The following is a 16990-nucleotide window of genomic DNA, read 5'->3' as shown; positions in this document are numbered from 1 at the left end:
AACGGCATTCTTCGGCACGAGACGTCAAAGCTATGACGTCAATCGAAAGGCGGATTATCTGGTAAAAGAACCCCGTCGTACCAGCAGACTCTGTGACCCAGCTCGAAATACAACGCAATAAGTGACCGGAGAAATGGGAAAACGTTGCGCGGATGCGACCAAATGCAGGTTCGATATGCTCGGCAGGCCACTGGCCCTATAATCGGGCCACTTTGTTTGTGGAGCCCGTTATGCCGAATCTACGTCTCGCCGATCTGACCGCCGAAATCGAAGCCAACGTGCGCCGTGCGTTGCTCGAAGACATCGGCAGCGGCGACATCACCGCGCAACTGATCCCCGCCGAACGCCTGGCCAAGGCCACCATCATTACCCGCGAAGCCGCGATCATCAGCGGCACCGCCTGGGTCGATGCCGTGTTCCGGCAACTGGACCCGCGCGTCGCAGTGCATTGGCAAGTGCGCGACGGCGACCGGGTGAGTCCCGATCAGGCGCTGTTCCACCTCGAAGGTCCGGCCCGCTCGCTACTGACCGGTGAACGCAGCGCGCTGAACTTCCTGCAAATGCTCTCGGGCGTCGCCACCCGCGCCCGTTACCTGGCCGATTTCGTCGCCGACACCCAGGTCAAGCTGCTGGACACCCGCAAGACCCTGCCCGGGCTGCGCCTGGCCCAGAAGTATGCCGTCACCTGCGGCGGCTGCCATAACCATCGCATCGGCCTGTACGATGCCTTCCTGATCAAGGAAAACCACATCGCCGCCTGCGGTGGCATCGCCCAGGCCATTACCGCCGCCCACAAGATCGCGCCGGGCAAGCCGGTGGAAGTCGAGGTGGAAAGCCTGGCGGAATTGAAAGAAGCACTGGCGGCCAATGCCGACATCATCATGCTCGACGAACTGAGCCTGGACGACATGCGTGAAGCCGTGCGCCTCAATGGCGGCAAGGCGAAGCTGGAGGCCAGCGGCGGGATCAACGAAAGCACGTTGCGCCCGATTGCCGAGACCGGGGTGGACTACATCTCGATCGGGGCGATGACCAAGGATGTGAAAGCGGTGGATCTGTCGATGCGGTTGAGCCTCTGACAACAAAAAACGCCAGCCTCAAAAAGGCTGGCGTTTTTCTCAGACCACCAGATTATTCATCTCGCAGTACTCATCCCATTCCACACCCAACACCTCGGCCGCTTCCTTGTGCAACGCAAGGCGCTGCACCTCGAATTCTTCAGGCGTGCTGGTGTACTTGAGCGTCAACTCCCAAGGCTGCAGCCCCTGGGCTTCGGCCTCATCCTCGAACGCCCACTGGATCTGATCTTTTTGATCGTCGGCGGACAAGTCCTTGATCTCTTCCAGCAACTGGGGCGCATCCAGAACGTACTTCTTCAGTGCTTCTTCGTGCCTGGCTTCCTGGGTCAATTCTTTAACAGTCATGGCGTTCTCGTTGATCTGGGGAATGGAAGATGGATCTGGATCATCAAGGATCTCTCTGACGCAAAAAACCGTGTGAAGCCCGGTTTATCTGGCCTTCAGAACCATTCGGGGATCATCTGAAAACTGCTGGGCGATGCTCATGCAGCGACGAATATAGGATGTTTTGCCAATGATTTACACGGCTCTTTACATCTATTCCACAAAACAAGTTGCACAAGACGCAGGAGGTGCAGGGAACATATGTCAAAACGTCCAGTCATAGCCATGTGCCACATCGGCACTTCACAAGGAACCCAGTGATGCGCAGTTTTTCCAAGCTTTCGTCTACCCGCTTTGCTACCGCAACCTTGCTGCTCGGCAGCCTGACCTTGGCCGGCCTTGCTCAAGCGGCTGTTGAAGTCTCCTCCGCTGGGCCGTCTTACGACGACGCCATTCCTGCCCTTCAACATGACCAATTTGATAAGTACAAACTCGTCAAGACCAACGTCAGCGCCAGCGCCTTGGAAAACCTGCCAAAAACCGTGAAGAACAATACTGACGAACTGGAAAACCAGAAGCGCGCCCTTAGCGAACAGGCCCGTCAGATCGAAGAACTCAAACGCAACAGTGGGTCCAGCTCCACCTCCAGCAGCAAGGAAATTGACGAGCTCAAGCGCACGATCAAGGAACAGGAACGCGACCTGAACGACCTTGGCAAGCAAGTGGAAGATCTAAAGCGCAATAGCGGCTCCAGCTCGAGCTCGAACAACAGCGAAATCTCATCCCTGAAACGGGAGCTCAGTGATCAGGATCGCGAGATGGACCAGCTCAAACGCACCGTCGAGGAGCTGAGCAGGAAGGTGAAATAACAAGGAGAATGGTGCCCGAGACAGGAATCGAACCTGCGACCTTCGCGTTACGAGTGCGCTGCTCTACCGGCTGAGCTACACGGGCGGTGGCTAAAACTAGCACCGTCCCCCGTGGCCAGGCAACCTGCGACACAGGGATTTTCACCACACAGCAAAACGCCCCGAACCAGTCGGGGCGTTTGCTTGTTCAGCGGCTAAGCGAGGGGTTGATTAAACGCCCGATGCCTTGGCTGCTGCCACGTCTTTGATGGACAGCTTGATACGACCGCGGTTGTCCACGTCCAGTACCAGCACTTCCACTTCCTGGCCTTCTTTGAGGATGTCGGTCACTTTCTCGACGCGAGCATCGCTCAGCATGGAGATGTGGACCAGACCGTCCTTGCCCGGCAGGATGTTGACGAAGGCACCGAAGTCGACGATGCGCTCAACCTTGCCGACGTAGATCTTGCCGATCTCGGCTTCGGCAGTGATACCCAGAACGCGCTGGCGTGCTGCTTCTGCCGCTTCCTTGGTTTCGCCGAAGATCTTGATCGAACCGTCGTCTTCGATGTCGATCGAAGCCTTGGTTTCTTCACAGATCGCACGGATGGTCGCGCCGCCTTTACCGATGACATCACGGATTTTGTCGGTGTCGATTTTCATCGCGATCATGGTCGGAGCGTTTTCCGACAGTTCGGTACGGGACTGACCAATGATCTGGTTCATCTGACCGAGGATGTTCAGGCGCGCTTCCAGGGCTTGGCCCAGGGCGATTTCCATGATCTCTTCGGTGATGCCCTTGATCTTGATGTCCATCTGCAGTGCGGTGACGCCCTTGGCGGTACCGGCCACTTTGAAGTCCATGTCGCCCAGGTGGTCTTCGTCACCCAGGATGTCGGTCAGGACGGCGAATTTCTCGCCTTCCTTCACCAGACCCATGGCGATACCGGCAACCGGCGCCTTCATCGGCACACCGGCGTCCATCAGGGCCAGGGAAGCGCCGCAAACCGAAGCCATCGAGCTCGAACCGTTGGACTCGGTGATTTCCGAGACTACGCGAATGGTGTACGGGAACACGTCAGCGGCAGGCAGCATGGCCTGGACCGAACGACGGGCCAAACGGCCGTGACCGATTTCGCGGCGACCGGCGCCACCCATGCGACCACACTCGCCCACCGAGAACGGAGGGAAGTTGTAGTGCAGCATGAACGGGTCTTTCTTTTCGCCTTCCAGGGTGTCCAGCAGTTGCGCGTCACGGGCGGTGCCCAGCGTGGCAACGACCAGGGCCTGGGTTTCGCCACGGGTGAACAGTGCCGAACCGTGGGTCTTTGGCAAAACACCAACTTCGATGTTCAGTGGACGTACGGTGCGGGTGTCGCGACCATCGATACGTGGCTTGCCGTTGACGATGTTTTCGCGAACGGTGCGGTATTCGATTTCACCGAAAGCAGCTTTGACTTCAGCGGAAGACGGCTGGCCTTCTTCGCCGGACAGCTTGGCAACGACCTGGTCTTTCAGCTCGCCCAGACGCGCATAGCGGTCAGCCTTGACGGTGATGGTGTAGGCCTGGGAGATCGCTTCGCCGAACTCGGCACGGATAGCGCCCAGCAGTTCGGTGGCTTCGGCTTGCGGAGCCCAGGTCCAGGTTGGCTTGGCGGCTTCGGCGGCCAGTTCCTTGACGGCGTTGATCACCACCTGGAACTCGTCGTGGGCGAACAGTACGGCGCCCAGCATCTGGTCTTCGGTCAGCTCTTTGGCTTCGGATTCAACCATCAGCACGGCTTCGGAAGTACCGGCCACGACCATGTCCAGGCTCGAAGCTTTCAGTTGCTCGTAGGTTGGGTTCAGCAGGTAGCCGGTGCTTTCGTGGAACGCCACGCGGGCAGCGCCGATCGGGCCATCGAAAGGAATGCCGGAGATGGCCAGGGCAGCCGAGGTACCGATCATCGCAGCGATGTCCGGATCGGTTTTCTTGCTGGTGGAAACGACGGTGCAGACAACCTGCACTTCGTTCATGAAGCCTTCTGGGAACAGCGGACGGATCGGACGGTCGATCAGTCGGGAAGTCAGGGTTTCTTTCTCGGAAGGACGGCCTTCGCGCTTGAAGAAACCGCCAGGGATCTTACCGGCAGCGTAAGTCTTTTCCTGGTAGTGAACAGACAGAGGGAAAAAGCCCTTGCCTGGATCGGCTTGCTTGGCACCAACAACGGTCACCAATACGCTGACGTCGTCGTCAACGGTGACCAGCACTGCGCCGGAGGCCTGACGGGCGATACGGCCAGTCTCGAGGGTAACGGTCGACTGACCGAATTGGAATTTTTTGATTACCGGGTTCACGGTGTCCTACCTTCTTTGTGGCTCTTGGGGAACTTGTCTTCTTGCGAAATTCTTGGGCAATGACGGGAATCGGCCCGACGCCTGTCCAGGGTAAAACGTGTATCCAGATAAAACTTGAGGCTGGGAGCCTGCCATGCGCCAGCGGGAAACCCACTGACGTACGACAGACAACCAACCTCTAGCGCAATCGCTGATTAGCGACGCAGACCCAGGCGAGCGATCAGAGCGCTGTAACGGCTCACGTCCTTGCCTTTCAGGTAGTCCAGCAGCTTACGACGCTGGTTTACCATGCGGATCAGACCACGACGGGAGTGGTGATCTTTACCGTTGGCCTTGAAGTGACCTTGCAGTTTGTTGATGTTGTGGGTCAGCAGTGCAACTTGCACTTCTGGCGAACCAGTGTCACCAACAGCTTGCTGGTAGTCAGCTACGATTTGAGCTTTTTCTTGAACGTCGAGAGCCATGAGGCAATCCTTTTAGTCAGGAAACTGTTTCAAAGAAACAGCTTCAACAGGCCAGGGACAAATCCCTGTATCTATAAATGAGTAGTGACCGTGCCTGTTAACAGCCACACTCGCCAGCCCGCTGTTACACAGGCTGGTTCCGGTCATTCCGACCGAATCAGTCGACGCGGCGCAATGCGCCCGTCTTCGCTCACTTCACCGATACCGATGAAGCGACCATTGTGATCCTGCACCCGAACCATGCCGAACTTCGGCGCATCAGGGGCACGTACCGGCTGGCCGTTGAGCCAGTAGAACGCACTGTGTTCCGAGAACTGCAACAGCGGCCAGTCCAGCAACCCGCTGTCCGATGGCATCAGGAAACGGTCGACCGCTTCGTTGCCGCCTTCGGCATGTACCGCTTCGAGCTCTTCCAGCGTGACCGTCTGGGCCAGCGTGAAAGGTCCGGCCTGGGTCCGTCGCAATTCTGCCACGTACGCACCACAGCCGAGCTGCTCGCCGATATCCTCCACCAGGGTACGGATATAGGTGCCTTTGCTGCAATCCACGGCAAGCCGCGCAGTATTACCGTCAAAGGCCAGCAATTCCAAGCGCGCAATAGTAACAGAACGCGGTTCGCGCTCCACTACTTCGCCTGCACGGGCCAGCTTGTACAACGGCTGGCCATCACGCTTGAGGGCCGAGTACATCGGCGGTATCTGACTGATTTGCCCGCGAAATCCTGGCAGCACAGCTTCGATATCAGCCTGACCAACGGTCACCGGGCGCTCCAGCAAAACCTCACCCTCGGCGTCCGCCGTGGTGGTGGTCTTGCCCAGTTGCGCCAGGGTTTCATAACCCTTGTCGGAATCGAGCAGGTACTGGGAGAACTTGGTCGCCTCACCGAAGCACAGCGGCAATACGCCGGTGGCCAACGGATCGAGGCTACCGGTGTGCCCGGCCTTCTCGGCATTGAGCAGCCAGCGAACCTTCTGCAACGCCGCGTTGGAAGTGAACCCCAACGGCTTGTCGAGCAGGATGATACCGCTGACGTTACGACGGATACGTTTGACCTGAGCCACCGATTACTCCTTGGTGTCTTCGGGTTCAGCCGCAACCGGGTGCTGGCTATCTTCAGCCACGGCACGTTCGATCAACGCCGACAGGTGCGCACCTCGCACGACGCTTTCGTCGTAGTGGAAATGCAATTGTGGAACGCTGCGCAACTTCATCTCGCGGGCCAACTGCATACGCAGGAAGCCGGCTGCCGAGTTGAGCACCTTGATGCTTTGGGCAATTTCCTCGGCGCTGTCCTGCCCCATCACCGTGATGAAAATCTTGGCATGACCGACGTCACGGCTAACTTCCACAGCGGTAATGGTGACCAGACCGACGCGCGGGTCTTTGACTTCGCGACGGATCAGTTGAGCCAGCTCACGCTGCATCTGATCGCCGATTCGTTGGGTACGGCTATATTCTTTTGCCATGTCTTGTTACCTGTTACTGCCCCACGGTCAAACCCGTGAGGTCTGAAAGCGGCAAACGCCCGGCCTGACAAAAGCCAGACCGGGCGTTGCGTTTAGAGTCCGACAGCCAGGCAGCGCATGTTCATGCTGCTGCCCGGTGCGGCTCTTGAAGTGCGCGAGTCAGAGGCTGCGAGCAACCTGGACCTTCTCGAAGACTTCGATCTTGTCGCCGACCTTGACGTCGTTGTAGCTCTTGACGCCAATACCGCATTCCATGCCGGCACGCACTTCGGAAGCGTCATCCTTGAAGCGTCGCAGGGATTCCAGCTCGCCTTCGAAGATAACGATGTCTTCACGCAGTACACGGATCGGACGGTTACGGTGAACGACACCTTCGATCACCATGCAACCGGCGATCGCGCCGAACTTCGGCGAACGGAACACGTCACGCACTTCCGCGGTACCCAGGATGTTCTCGCGAACATCGCTGCCCAGCATACCGGTCAGGGCTTTCTTGACGTCTTCGATGATGTCGTAGATCACGTTGTAGTAACGCATATCCAGGCCTTCCTGCTCGACGATCTTGCGAGCGCCAGCATCGGCACGCACGTTGAAGCCAAACAGTACAGCGTTGGAAGCCAGTGCCAGGTTGGCGTCGGATTCAGTGATACCACCGACACCGCCACCGACCACACGCACTTGCACTTCGTCGTTACCCAGGCCGTTCAAGGCGCCGTTCAACGCTTCGAGCGATCCACGGACGTCGGATTTGAGGACGATGTTGAGCGTCTTCTTCTCTTCCTGACCCATGTTCTCGAAGATGTTTTCCAGCTTGCCGGCGTGAGCACGAGCCAGTTTGACTTCGCGGAACTTGCCTTGACGGAACAGAGCCACTTCACGGGCTTTCTTCTCGTCAGCCACAACGCTCATCTCGTCGCCAGCGTCCGGTGTGCCGTCCAGGCCGAGGATCTCGACTGGAATGGCCGGACCGGCTTCCTTGATAGGCTTGCCGTTCTCGTCGAGCATGGCACGTACGCGGCCGTAGTTCGAACCGACCAGTACCATGTCGCCTTGGCGCAAGGTACCGTCTTGAACCAGGACGGTCGCCACCGGGCCACGGCCCTTGTCGAGGCGCGATTCTACAACCACACCACGACCTGGAGCCGAAGGCGTAGCGGTCAGTTCCAGAACCTCGGCTTGCAGCAGAACGGCTTCAAGCAGTTCGTCGACGCCGGTACCCATCTTCGCCGAGACTGGTACGAATGGAGTGTCGCCACCCCACTCTTCGGAAGTCACGCCGTGAACCGACAGTTCGCTACGGATGCGATCGAGATCAGCGCCCGGCTTGTCGATCTTGTTCACCGCAACCACCAGTGGCACGCCAGCAGCCTTGGCATGCTGAACGGCTTCGATGGTTTGTGGCATCACGCCGTCGTCCGCCGCAACCACCAGGATCACGATGTCGGTCGCCTTGGCACCACGGGCACGCATTGCGGTAAACGCGGCGTGACCAGGGGTATCGAGGAACGTCACCATGCCGCGGTCGGTTTCAACGTGGTAGGCGCCGATGTGCTGGGTAATACCGCCAGCCTCACCTGCCGCAACCTTCGCACGACGGATGTAGTCGAGCAGGGAAGTCTTACCGTGGTCAACGTGGCCCATTACGGTCACGACCGGCGCACGGGAAACCGCCTCACCTTCAAACTTCAGGGACTCAGCCAGGGAATCTTCCAGGGCGGTGTCGCTGACCAGGGTCACTTTGTGGCCCAGCTCTTCGGCAACCAGTTGAGCAGTTTCCTGATCCAGTACCTGGTTGATGGTGGCCGGCGTGCCCAGCTTGAACATGAACTTGATGATTTCAGCAGCCTTGACCGACATCTGCTGGGCCAGATCACCCACAGTGATGGTCTCGCCGATCTTCACTTCACGCACGACAGGGCCGGTCGGGCTCTGGAAACCGTGGGCGTTGCGCTTCTTCAGCTTGGCTTTGCCGCGACCGCCGCGACGGAAGCCATCGCTTTCTTCGTCAGTGGTACGTGGCGCAACACGTGGTGCCGGCGCCTTTTCCTTGACCGAAGCACGATGAGGAGCGTTTTTGCGCTCGCCATCGCCACTGCCACGACGGTTGTCGTCAGCACGTGGCTTGTCGGGACGACGCTGTTCGTCGCGTTTGCGAGCATCAACCGCAGGTACCGGAGCAGGTGCCACCACCGGCGCGCTTTCGCGCACAGGCTCGGCGACCGCAGCAGGCGCCGCAACGGCTTCGACCGCAGCGGTTTGCGCAGCAGCAGGCTGGCGACGCGCTTCTTCTTCGGCGCGACGCTTGGCTTCTTCTTCAGCCTTCTGACGTGCAGCATTTTCTACTGCGCGACGTTCTTCCTGTTCGCGTTTGCGCTCGGCTTCGATTTCTTCCGGGCTGCGCTGTACGAAGACTTTCTTCTTGCGTACTTCAACGCTGATGCTTTTACTACCGGCAACACGCAGGGTGCTGGTGGTTTTACGCTGCAGAGTAATCTTGCGTGGTTCTTCCACTTTCGCCTTGTGACTGCTCTTCAAGTGAGTCAGCAGGGACTGCTTCTCACTGTCGGTCACATGTTCCTCGGCGGCGGTGTGCGGCAGACCTGCCTCACGCATCTGCTGCAACAGGCGCTCTACCGGTGTTTTGACCTCATCGGCCAGTTGTTTCACCGTGACTTGCGTCATGCACTTCTCTCCTCAGGCCGCGCCTAATTACTCGAACCAGTGGGCTCGGGCGGCCATGATCAACTTGCCGGCACGATCATCGTCAATGCCGTCGATGTCGAGCAGATCGTCAATAGACTGCTCGGCCAGGTCTTCGCGGGTAATTACGCCGCGCACCGCCAGTTCCATCGCCAAATCCTTGTCCATGCCCTCAAGCGAGAGCAGGTCTTCGGCCGGATGGGCGTCTGCCAGCTTTTCCTCAGTAGCGATAGCTTTGGTCAACAAACGATCCTTGGCCCGAGCGCGAAGCTCGTTGACGATCTCCTCGTCAAAGCCGTCGATGTTGAGCATTTCTTCCACCGGTACGTAGGCAATCTCTTCCAGGCTGGTAAAGCCTTCATCCACCAGCACCTGTGCCAGCTCTTCGTCGACTTCCAACTCGTCGATGAAGTTGCGCAGGATGTCGCCGGTTTCAGCTTGCTGCTTAGCCTGGATGTCCGATTCGGTCATCACGTTCAGGGTCCAGCCGGTCAACTGGCTAGCCAGACGCACGTTCTGACCACCGCGACCGATGGCCTGAGCGAGATTGTCTGCGCCAACGGCGATGTCCATGGCATGGGCATCTTCGTCGACGATAATTGCCGCCACTTCAGCAGGCGACATGGCGTTGATCACGAACTGAGCCGGGTTGTCGTCCCACAGGACGATGTCCACGCGCTCGCCGCCCAACTCGCCGGATACGGCCTGGACACGCGAACCACGCATGCCGATGCAGGCGCCTTGCGGGTCGATACGCTTGTCCTTGGAGCGGACCGCGATCTTGGCACGCGAACCCGGATCACGGGAGGCGGCCATTACTTCGATCAGGCCTTCAGCAATTTCCGGCACTTCGATGCGGAACAACTCGATCAGCATTTCCGGCGCAGTACGCGACAGGATCAGCTGCGGGCCGCGGTTCTCGGTGCGGATTTCCTTGAGCAGCGCACGCAGGCGCACGCCAACCCGGAAAGTTTCGCGAGAAATGATGTCTTCACGGGCCAGCAACGCTTCGGCGTTGTTGCCCAGGTCAACGATCACGTTGTCACGGGTAACCTTTTTCACGGTGCCGGAGATGATTTCCCCCAGGCGCTCGCGATAGGCGTCGACGACTTGTGCACGTTCGGCTTCGCGAACTTTCTGCACAATGACCTGCTTGGCAGTCTGTGCAGCGATGCGACCGAACTCGATGGACTCGATCTTTTCTTCGACTACATCACCTACCTTGGCGCCAGGATGCGTTTCTGCAACCTTGCTCGGCCAGGTTTCGATAGCCGGATCGTCCAGGTCGGCTTCCTCGACTACCGTCCAGCGACGGAAAGTCTCATAGGCACCGGTGTGGCGATTGATTTCCACACGCAAATCAACTTCGTCTTCAAACCGCTTTTTAGTGGCAGTGGCCAGAGCCAACTCCAGCGCTTCAAAAATAACGTTAGCCGGTACGCCCTTTTCATTGGATACCGACTCAACAACCAGCAGTACTTCTTTGCTCATCGTACGCCTCGCCTTTCGCAAGCCATTGGATCCGCGGGATCCGCAGTATCTGGCACGTATCAGTCAAAACTGGGAATAATGTTGGCCTTGTCGATCATATCGATCGGCAACAGGAACTCATGGTCTTCTACCTGCACCACGACGTCCTGCTCTTCTACACCGCGCAGAAGGCCTTGAAAGTTGCGTCGACCTTCAAAAGGCGAGCGCAGCTTGATCTTCACTTGTTCACCGGCAAACGAAGCAAACTGTTCAAGGGTGAACAGAGGGCGTTCCATGCCAGGCGAGGAAACTTCAAGGGTGTATTCGGAGGTGATTGGGTCTTCGACATCCAATACACCGCTGATCTGACGGCTGACGATGGCGCAATCATCCACCAACACGCCGCCTTCCTTATCGATATAAACGCGCAACAGTGAGTGGCGACCTTGAGCCGAAAACTCAATACCCCAGCATTCATAGCCAAGGGCCACGACCACCGGGGCCAACAAGGCCTGCAACTGTTCTAGCTTGCTCGACACCTGAACCCCCTCGTGCATGTTTGTGCATGCTGTGCAAATAAAAAAAAATGGGCGAATCGCCCATCCCTGAAACGCCGTCGAACAGCGGCGTTATAAAGTGTCCAGCTAACAAAAAGCCCCTTGGAAGGGGCCCCTGAAACTGGTTGCGGGAGCCGGATTTGAACCGACGACCTTCGGGTTATGAGCCCGACGAGCTACCAGACTGCTCCATCCCGCGACAAAGCTGGGGCGGAAGTATACGACCGATCCTTTACAGGGTCAATGTAACCCTTCCACCTACAAGAAAGCCCGCAATTGCGGGCTCTCCTGATAATTGGTACCGAGAAGGGGACTCGAACCCCTACACCCTATGGGCACAACCACCTCAAGGTTGCGTGTCTACCAATTCCACCACCTCGGCAATACAGCGTTTGAAACCTTCTTACTTCTGCTCTTGAGCTGGAGGTACGTCAGTCGCCGGATTGGCCGACTTTTGCTCTTGAAGCACCGGGACATCATCAGAAGCCGGTTGTTGCTTTGGCGCTTCCAACACTGCTGGGTTTGGCAAACCTACTTGAGTCAGCTCTTGAGCCTTCTCTTTAGCAAAGTAACCTAACCCCAAGCTGGTTATGAAGAAACCGGCGGCAAGTATAGCAGTAAACTTACTAAGAAAGGTAGAGGAACCTTGGCTTCCGAATACAGTATTTGAAGCACCTGCACCGAAAGACGCACCAGCATCCGCACCTTTACCCTGCTGCAGCAATACGAGAGCAACTACGCCCAGTGCACCCAGCAGATGAAAAACGACTACGACTGTTTCCAGCATTTTTTCAGTTTCCCGCGGCGCGACAAATCGCACCGAACTCATCTGCATTCAGGGAAGCTCCACCAATGAGCCCCCCATCGATATCCGGCATGCCGAACAGTTCGACCGCATTGGCCGCCTTCACGCTGCCGCCGTATAGAAGCCGCACACCTCGTGCCACTTCAGAATTCTCTGCCGCCAACTGCGCGCGGATGGCGGCGTGCACATCCTGCGCCTGTTGCGGCGAAGCAGTCAGCCCGGTGCCAATGGCCCAGACCGGCTCGTAAGCAATGACTGCCTTTGCAAAAGCACCGACACCCAGGTCTTCAATGATGCTGCCGAGCTGACGCCCGACAACCTCAAGGGTCTTCCCGGCTTCACGCTGCTCGAGGGTTTCCCCTACACACAACACCGGAATCAGACCGCAGGCCTGAGCCGCCGCAAATTTGCGAATCAGGGCACTGTCCTGCTCGCGCATGATCAGGCGACGCTCGGAGTGCCCGACCAAAACCAGGGAACAACCTGCATCCACCAATTGACTCGGCGCAATCTCACCAGTCAACGCGCCTTGCATGGGTTCCACCGCAGAGTTCTGCGCGCCGACTGAAATCGACTTACCCTTCAAGCCATCAATCACTTGATTGATATACAAGCAAGGCGGGAATACCGCGACATCAACACCGCTTGGCAAGGCCAGATGACGAAGGCCATTGATCAGCTCAGCGACGCTGGCGCGGGTACCGTGCATCTTCCAGTTACCAGCTACCATAGGGCGACGCATGCTGTACCTCGTCGGTCAAAGTGGGCGCAGATGTTACCCAACCGATGCATGACTGGCAAGCCGAATTCAGGCAGAAACTTCAGTAACCAGTTTCGCCAGCTCTTCGGCATAACCGCGGACCTGTGCCTCATCCTCGCCTTCAACCATGACACGCACCAAAGGCTCAGTGCCGGACTTGCGCAATAGCACGCGCCCACGCCCGGCCATCGCCTGCGTTACACGCTCACTGGCCTGCTTGACCGTCGCATGCTCGATAGGGTTCTCACCACCACCAAAACGTACGTTAATCAGCACCTGTGGACATTTGCGCAATGCCTGGCGCGACTGCGCGAGCCCTTCATTACGCGCCTTCAGCGCCATCAGCACCTGCAAGGCCGCGATGATGGCATCGCCCGTGGTGGTATGGTCGAAGCACACGATGTGACCAGAGTTCTCGCCCCCGATCACCCAATTGCGCTCCAGCAACTCCGAGATCACGTAGCGATCTCCCACATTGGCCCGCACGAAGGGGATATCCAGGTCCGCAAGGGCCAACTCGAGCCCAAGGTTGCTCATCAACGTACCGACCACTCCGCCCTGCAGCTTACCCCGCGTGTGCAGATCGCGAGCAATGATGAACAGCAACTCATCACCGTCAACGACTGTACCGGTGTGATCGACCATCAGGACTCGATCACCGTCGCCATCGAAGGCGATCCCGATATCGGCCTGTTCGGCCAGTACCGCCGCCTGCAGCGCCTCGGTATGGGTGGAGCCACAGTTGTGGTTGATGTTCAACCCGTTTGGCGAAGCGGAGAGCACGATCACTTCGGCCCCCAACTCGCGAAATACACTCGGCGCGACTTTATAGGTCGCACCGTGAGCGCAATCGACCACGACTTTCAGGCCCGAAAAGCTAGTACCAGTCGGCACGCTGCCTTTGCAGAATTCGATGTAGCGACCCGACGCATCGTTGATCCGCGACACTTTGCCGATCTTGCTCGACTCGACCACAGTCATCGGCGTGTCCAGCAGTTCTTCGATCATCAGCTCGATATCATCCGGCAGCTTGGTACCCTGGCCGGAGAAGAACTTGATGCCGTTGTCATCATGCGGGTTGTGCGAAGCACTGATCACGATACCCGCCTGGGCCTGGAACGTACGCGTCAGGTAGGCAATGGCCGGCGTCGGCATCGGACCGAGCAGCATCACATCGGCGCCCGCCGACGTCAGGCCGGCCTCGAGCGCCGATTCGAACATGTAGCCGGAAATTCGCGTGTCCTTGCCGACCAACACTTTGCAGGCGCCCATTTTACGGAACGCCATGCCGGCCGCCCAGCCAAGCTTGAGCATGAAATCAGGGGTAATAGGGTATTCGCCGACCCGACCACGAATACCGTCGGTGCCAAAGTATTTCTTGCTCATAAGTGCTCCGTCATTCTTATTCGGCTGAATCCACAGCTGCAATCATCCGCACGACATCCATCGTTTCGGCTACATCGTGCACGCGCAATATGCGTGCACCTTTGGTAAGGGCCAAGGCCGCAAGGGCGAGACCGCCATACAGACGCTCTCCCACCGGACGGCCCAAGGCATTGCCTATCATGCTCTTTCGCGAGACCCCAACCAACAGGGGCCGCCCCAGGGCATGCAAGGCGTCCATATGTTTGAACAGGCTCAAATTGTGGGCCAGCGTCTTGGCAAAGCCGAACCCTGGATCAAGAATGATCCGCTCGGCAGGAATACCCACAGCAGCACACTGACTCAGACGCTCCGCCAGGAACTCACCGACTTCCCTGGTCACATCCTGGTAGTGCGGGTCGTTCTGCATGGTTCCGGGCTCGCCGAGCATATGCATCAGGCAAACGGGCAACCCGGTGGCCGCTGCGGCATCCAGGGCACCATCGCGCTGCAAGGATCGTACATCGTTGATCAAGCCTGCGCCCAGTCGTGCAGTTTCACGCATGACCGCCGGCGTGGACGTATCGACCGAGATAATGACATCAAGTTCGCGGTGTATGCGCTCGACAATCGGCGCGACTCGCTCCAGTTCTTCGGTAGGCGAGACCGCACGCGCACCCGGCCGGGTCGACTCGCCGCCAACGTCGATCAGCGTAGCACCGGCAGCCACCATCGCCTCGGCATGCCGCAGAGCCGCATCGAGCTGGCTGAATCGACCACCATCGGAAAAGGAATCGGGAGTGACATTGAGGATGCCCATGACATGCACATGGGCCAAATCAAGAACCCGGTTGCCGCAAGGCAACCGGGTTGAGGACTGAACAGAAGTCATTTCAAGCCTTAGACGTCAGCAGCCGGACCGCCGATCGGTGTCTCGGGGCGTTCGCCCTGCACTGCCGGAGGCGTACCGGAGGTACCGGTGCCACCGGACCAGTCACGAGGCTCACGAGGCACACGGCCTGCCATGATGTCGTCGATCTGGTCGGCATCAATGGTTTCGTACTTCATCAGGGCGTCAGCCATGGCATCGAGCTTGTCACGGTTGTCCGTGAGGATCTGCCTGGCAGTGCCGTAGCACTGATCGATGATGCTGCGCACTTCAGAGTCGATCAACTTGGCCGTCTCGCCGGAGAAACTGGCATGCTGGCCGCCACCGCCACGACCGAGGAACACTTCGCCCTCTTCTTCGGCATACATCAACGGACCCAGCTTCTCGGACAAGCCCCACTTGGTGACCATGTTTCGGGCAATCTGGCTGGCACGCATGATGTCATTGGAAGCGCCAGTGGTGACACCGTCAAAGCCCAACGTCATTTCTTCGGCAATACGGCCGCCGTACAGCGAGCAGATCTGGCTGACCAGCGCACGCTTGGACAAGCTGTAACGATCTTCTTCCGGCAGGAACATGGTCACACCCAAGGCACGACCACGCGGAATGATCGAGACCTTGTAGACCGGGTCATGCTCGGGCACCACACGACCGACGATCGCGTGACCCGCCTCATGGTACGCCGTGTTCTGCTTTTCTTTCTCCGACATGACCATGGATTTGCGCTCAGCGCCCATCATGATCTTGTCCTTGGCCAGTTCGAATTCCTTCATTTCCACGATGCGCTTACCGGTACGAGCGGCGAACAGCGACGCTTCGTTGACCAGGTTCGCAAGGTCGGCACCGGAAAAACCTGGCGTACCGCGAGCGATCACTGCCGGGGCGACGTCATCACCCATCGGCACTTTGCGCATGTGGACCTTGAGGATCTGCTCACGACCACGAATGTCCGGCAGCCCCACCACGACCTGACGGTCGAAGCGACCTGGACGCAACAGCGCCGGGTCAAGTACATCGGGACGGTTGGTGGCGGCAATCACGATGATGCCGTCATTCATTTCGAAACCGTCCATCTCGACCAGCAACTGGTTGAGGGTTTGTTCGCGCTCGTCGTGACCGCCACCCATGCCGGCACCACGATGGCGACCGACGGCATCGATTTCGTCGATAAAGATGATGCACGGTGCGTGTTTCTTGGCCTGCTCGAACATGTCGCGAACACGGCTGGCACCCACGCCAACGAACATTTCCACGAAGTCGGAACCGGAAATCGTGAAGAACGGCACCTTGGCTTCGCCGGCAATCGCCTTGGCCAGCAAGGTTTTACCGGTACCCGGTGGGCCAACCATCAGCACGCCGCGAGGAATACGACCACCCAGGCGTTGGAATTTGCCCGGATCGCGCAGGAATTCAACCAGCTCGCCAACTTCTTCCTTGGCTTCATCGCAACCAGCGACGTCGGCCAAGGTGGTTTTCACCTGATCTTCGGAAAGCAGGCGAGCCTTGCTCTTGCCGAAGCTCATAGGCCCACCCTTGCCACCGCCGCCGCCCTGCATCTGGCGCATGAAGAACATGAACACGGCGATGATCACCAGGATCGGGAAGCTGGCGACCAGGAGCTGGGTCCAGATGCTTTGCTGCTCAGGCTGCTTGCCTTCGACCACGACATGATTGTCCACCAGGTCGCCGATCAGGCCATTGTCCTGGATCGCCGGACGAATGGTCTTGAAGTTGTCGCCGTCGGTGCGCTTGCCGGTAATCACATAGCCATCAACGGCTACGCGCTCGACCTTGCCATCCTTGACCTGCTGGATGAAGTCGGAATAGTTGAGGGTCTGCGGCTCGTTAGGGCTGGAGAAGTTGTTCATCACGGTCACAAGGACAGCGGCGATGATCAACCACAGGATCAGATTCTTTGCCATATCGTTC

At 58.3% G+C, this 16990-nt stretch carries 15 protein-coding genes and 3 tRNA genes; 2 read left to right on the top strand and 16 right to left on the bottom strand.

The features are described from left to right. Positions 1 to 230: 230 nt before the first annotated feature. Positions 231 to 1079, top strand: a complete 849-nt coding sequence (gene nadC / locus EPZ47_RS04150; protein WP_135843650.1) for a carboxylating nicotinate-nucleotide diphosphorylase — start codon at positions 231 to 233, stop codon at positions 1077 to 1079. A 39-nt stretch (positions 1080 to 1118) separates the two neighbouring features. Here nadC and EPZ47_RS04145 read toward each other — a convergent pair whose 3' ends face one another. Continuing rightward, positions 1119 to 1424, bottom strand: coding sequence for a DUF6388 family protein (locus EPZ47_RS04145; protein ID WP_060739213.1), 306 nt, complete (start codon positions 1422 to 1424; stop codon positions 1119 to 1121). A gap of 299 nt (positions 1425 to 1723) precedes the next feature. Here EPZ47_RS04145 and EPZ47_RS04140 point away from each other — a divergent pair, with 299 nt between their 5' ends. Next, complete coding sequence (locus tag EPZ47_RS04140; protein WP_135843649.1) at positions 1724 to 2272, top strand: hypothetical protein; 549 nt, start codon at positions 1724 to 1726, stop codon at positions 2270 to 2272. A 9-nt stretch (positions 2273 to 2281) separates the two neighbouring features. Here EPZ47_RS04140 and EPZ47_RS04135 read toward each other — a convergent pair. The 15 genes from EPZ47_RS04135 to ftsH form a co-directional block, all read right to left on the bottom strand. Further along, positions 2282 to 2357 (bottom strand) — tRNA-Thr (locus tag EPZ47_RS04135). A gap of 125 nt (positions 2358 to 2482) precedes the next feature. Then, positions 2483 to 4588, bottom strand: coding sequence for a polyribonucleotide nucleotidyltransferase (gene pnp, locus EPZ47_RS04130; RefSeq protein ID WP_060739215.1), 2106 nt, complete (start codon positions 4586 to 4588; stop codon positions 2483 to 2485). Between the two features lie 194 nt (positions 4589 to 4782). Beyond that, on the bottom strand, positions 4783 to 5052 hold the full coding sequence (gene rpsO / locus EPZ47_RS04125; protein WP_003197723.1) for a 30S ribosomal protein S15: 270 nt from the start codon (positions 5050 to 5052) through the stop codon (positions 4783 to 4785). 143 nt (positions 5053 to 5195) lie between these two features. After that, positions 5196 to 6113, bottom strand: a complete 918-nt coding sequence (gene truB / locus EPZ47_RS04120; RefSeq protein WP_060739216.1) for a tRNA pseudouridine(55) synthase TruB — start codon at positions 6111 to 6113, stop codon at positions 5196 to 5198. Positions 6114 to 6116: 3 nt separating this feature from the next. Continuing rightward, positions 6117 to 6518, bottom strand: a complete 402-nt coding sequence (gene rbfA, locus EPZ47_RS04115) for a 30S ribosome-binding factor RbfA (RefSeq protein ID WP_003177871.1) — start codon at positions 6516 to 6518, stop codon at positions 6117 to 6119. Positions 6519 to 6677: 159 nt separating this feature from the next. Further along, positions 6678 to 9200 (bottom strand): translation initiation factor IF-2, encoded by a 2523-nt coding sequence (gene infB, locus EPZ47_RS04110; protein ID WP_135843648.1) that lies wholly within the window; start codon positions 9198 to 9200, stop codon positions 6678 to 6680. Positions 9201 to 9227: 27 nt separating this feature from the next. After that, on the bottom strand, positions 9228 to 10709 hold the full coding sequence (nusA, locus tag EPZ47_RS04105; RefSeq protein ID WP_003197716.1) for a transcription termination factor NusA: 1482 nt from the start codon (positions 10707 to 10709) through the stop codon (positions 9228 to 9230). A 59-nt stretch (positions 10710 to 10768) separates the two neighbouring features. Continuing rightward, a complete protein-coding gene (rimP, locus tag EPZ47_RS04100) occupies positions 10769 to 11227 on the bottom strand; it encodes a ribosome maturation factor RimP (RefSeq protein ID WP_025211790.1) in 459 nt (152 codons plus the stop codon). A 140-nt stretch (positions 11228 to 11367) separates the two neighbouring features. Continuing rightward, a tRNA-Met gene (locus EPZ47_RS04095) sits at positions 11368 to 11444 on the bottom strand. A 97-nt stretch (positions 11445 to 11541) separates the two neighbouring features. Continuing rightward, positions 11542 to 11627: transfer RNA gene (locus EPZ47_RS04090), tRNA-Leu, on the bottom strand. A gap of 21 nt (positions 11628 to 11648) precedes the next feature. Beyond that, the gene (secG, locus tag EPZ47_RS04085) at positions 11649 to 12032 is read right to left on the bottom strand and encodes a preprotein translocase subunit SecG (RefSeq protein ID WP_135847947.1); all 384 of its coding nucleotides are present in this window, start codon (positions 12030 to 12032) and stop codon (positions 11649 to 11651) included. A gap of 4 nt (positions 12033 to 12036) precedes the next feature. Beyond that, on the bottom strand, positions 12037 to 12792 hold the full coding sequence (gene tpiA, locus EPZ47_RS04080; protein WP_135843647.1) for a triose-phosphate isomerase: 756 nt from the start codon (positions 12790 to 12792) through the stop codon (positions 12037 to 12039). Between the two features lie 66 nt (positions 12793 to 12858). Further along, positions 12859 to 14196, bottom strand: a complete 1338-nt coding sequence (glmM, locus tag EPZ47_RS04075; RefSeq protein WP_135843646.1) for a phosphoglucosamine mutase — start codon at positions 14194 to 14196, stop codon at positions 12859 to 12861. A 16-nt stretch (positions 14197 to 14212) separates the two neighbouring features. Continuing rightward, the gene (gene folP / locus EPZ47_RS04070; protein ID WP_135843645.1) at positions 14213 to 15064 is read right to left on the bottom strand and encodes a dihydropteroate synthase; all 852 of its coding nucleotides are present in this window, start codon (positions 15062 to 15064) and stop codon (positions 14213 to 14215) included. 8 nt (positions 15065 to 15072) lie between these two features. Beyond that, complete coding sequence (ftsH, locus tag EPZ47_RS04065; RefSeq protein WP_135843644.1) at positions 15073 to 16983, bottom strand: ATP-dependent zinc metalloprotease FtsH; 1911 nt, start codon at positions 16981 to 16983, stop codon at positions 15073 to 15075. Positions 16984 to 16990: the final 7 nt, after the last annotated feature.

This window comes from Pseudomonas viciae, from assembly GCF_004786035.1.
In the GTDB taxonomy this organism is placed as follows: Bacteria; Pseudomonadota; Gammaproteobacteria; order Pseudomonadales; family Pseudomonadaceae; genus Aquipseudomonas; species Aquipseudomonas viciae.
This window is presented reverse-complemented; position numbering and strand designations above follow the sequence as displayed.

Excerpts from the sequence above, each read along its gene's own strand:
- nadC (WP_135843650.1), top strand. The coding sequence starts at position 231 with ATGCCGAATCTACGTCTCGCCGATCTGACCGCCGAAATCGAAGCCAAC.
- EPZ47_RS04145 (WP_060739213.1), bottom strand. The coding sequence starts at position 1,424 with ATGACTGTTAAAGAATTGACCCAGGAAGCCAGGCACGAAGAAGCACTG.
- EPZ47_RS04140 (WP_135843649.1), top strand. The coding sequence starts at position 1,724 with ATGCGCAGTTTTTCCAAGCTTTCGTCTACCCGCTTTGCTACCGCAACC.
- rpsO (WP_003197723.1), bottom strand. The coding sequence starts at position 5,052 with ATGGCTCTCGACGTTCAAGAAAAAGCTCAAATCGTAGCTGACTACCAG.
- rbfA (WP_003177871.1), bottom strand. The coding sequence starts at position 6,518 with ATGGCAAAAGAATATAGCCGTACCCAACGAATCGGCGATCAGATGCAG.
- infB (WP_135843648.1), bottom strand. The coding sequence starts at position 9,200 with ATGACGCAAGTCACGGTGAAACAACTGGCCGATGAGGTCAAAACACCG.
- nusA (WP_003197716.1), bottom strand. The coding sequence starts at position 10,709 with ATGAGCAAAGAAGTACTGCTGGTTGTTGAGTCGGTATCCAATGAAAAG.
- secG (WP_135847947.1), bottom strand. The coding sequence starts at position 12,032 with ATGCTGGAAACAGTCGTAGTCGTTTTTCATCTGCTGGGTGCACTGGGC.
- tpiA (WP_135843647.1), bottom strand. The coding sequence starts at position 12,792 with ATGCGTCGCCCTATGGTAGCTGGTAACTGGAAGATGCACGGTACCCGC.
- glmM (WP_135843646.1), bottom strand. The coding sequence starts at position 14,196 with ATGAGCAAGAAATACTTTGGCACCGACGGTATTCGTGGTCGGGTCGGC.
- folP (WP_135843645.1), bottom strand. The coding sequence starts at position 15,064 with ATGACTTCTGTTCAGTCCTCAACCCGGTTGCCTTGCGGCAACCGGGTT.
- ftsH (WP_135843644.1), bottom strand. The coding sequence starts at position 16,983 with ATGGCAAAGAATCTGATCCTGTGGTTGATCATCGCCGCTGTCCTTGTG.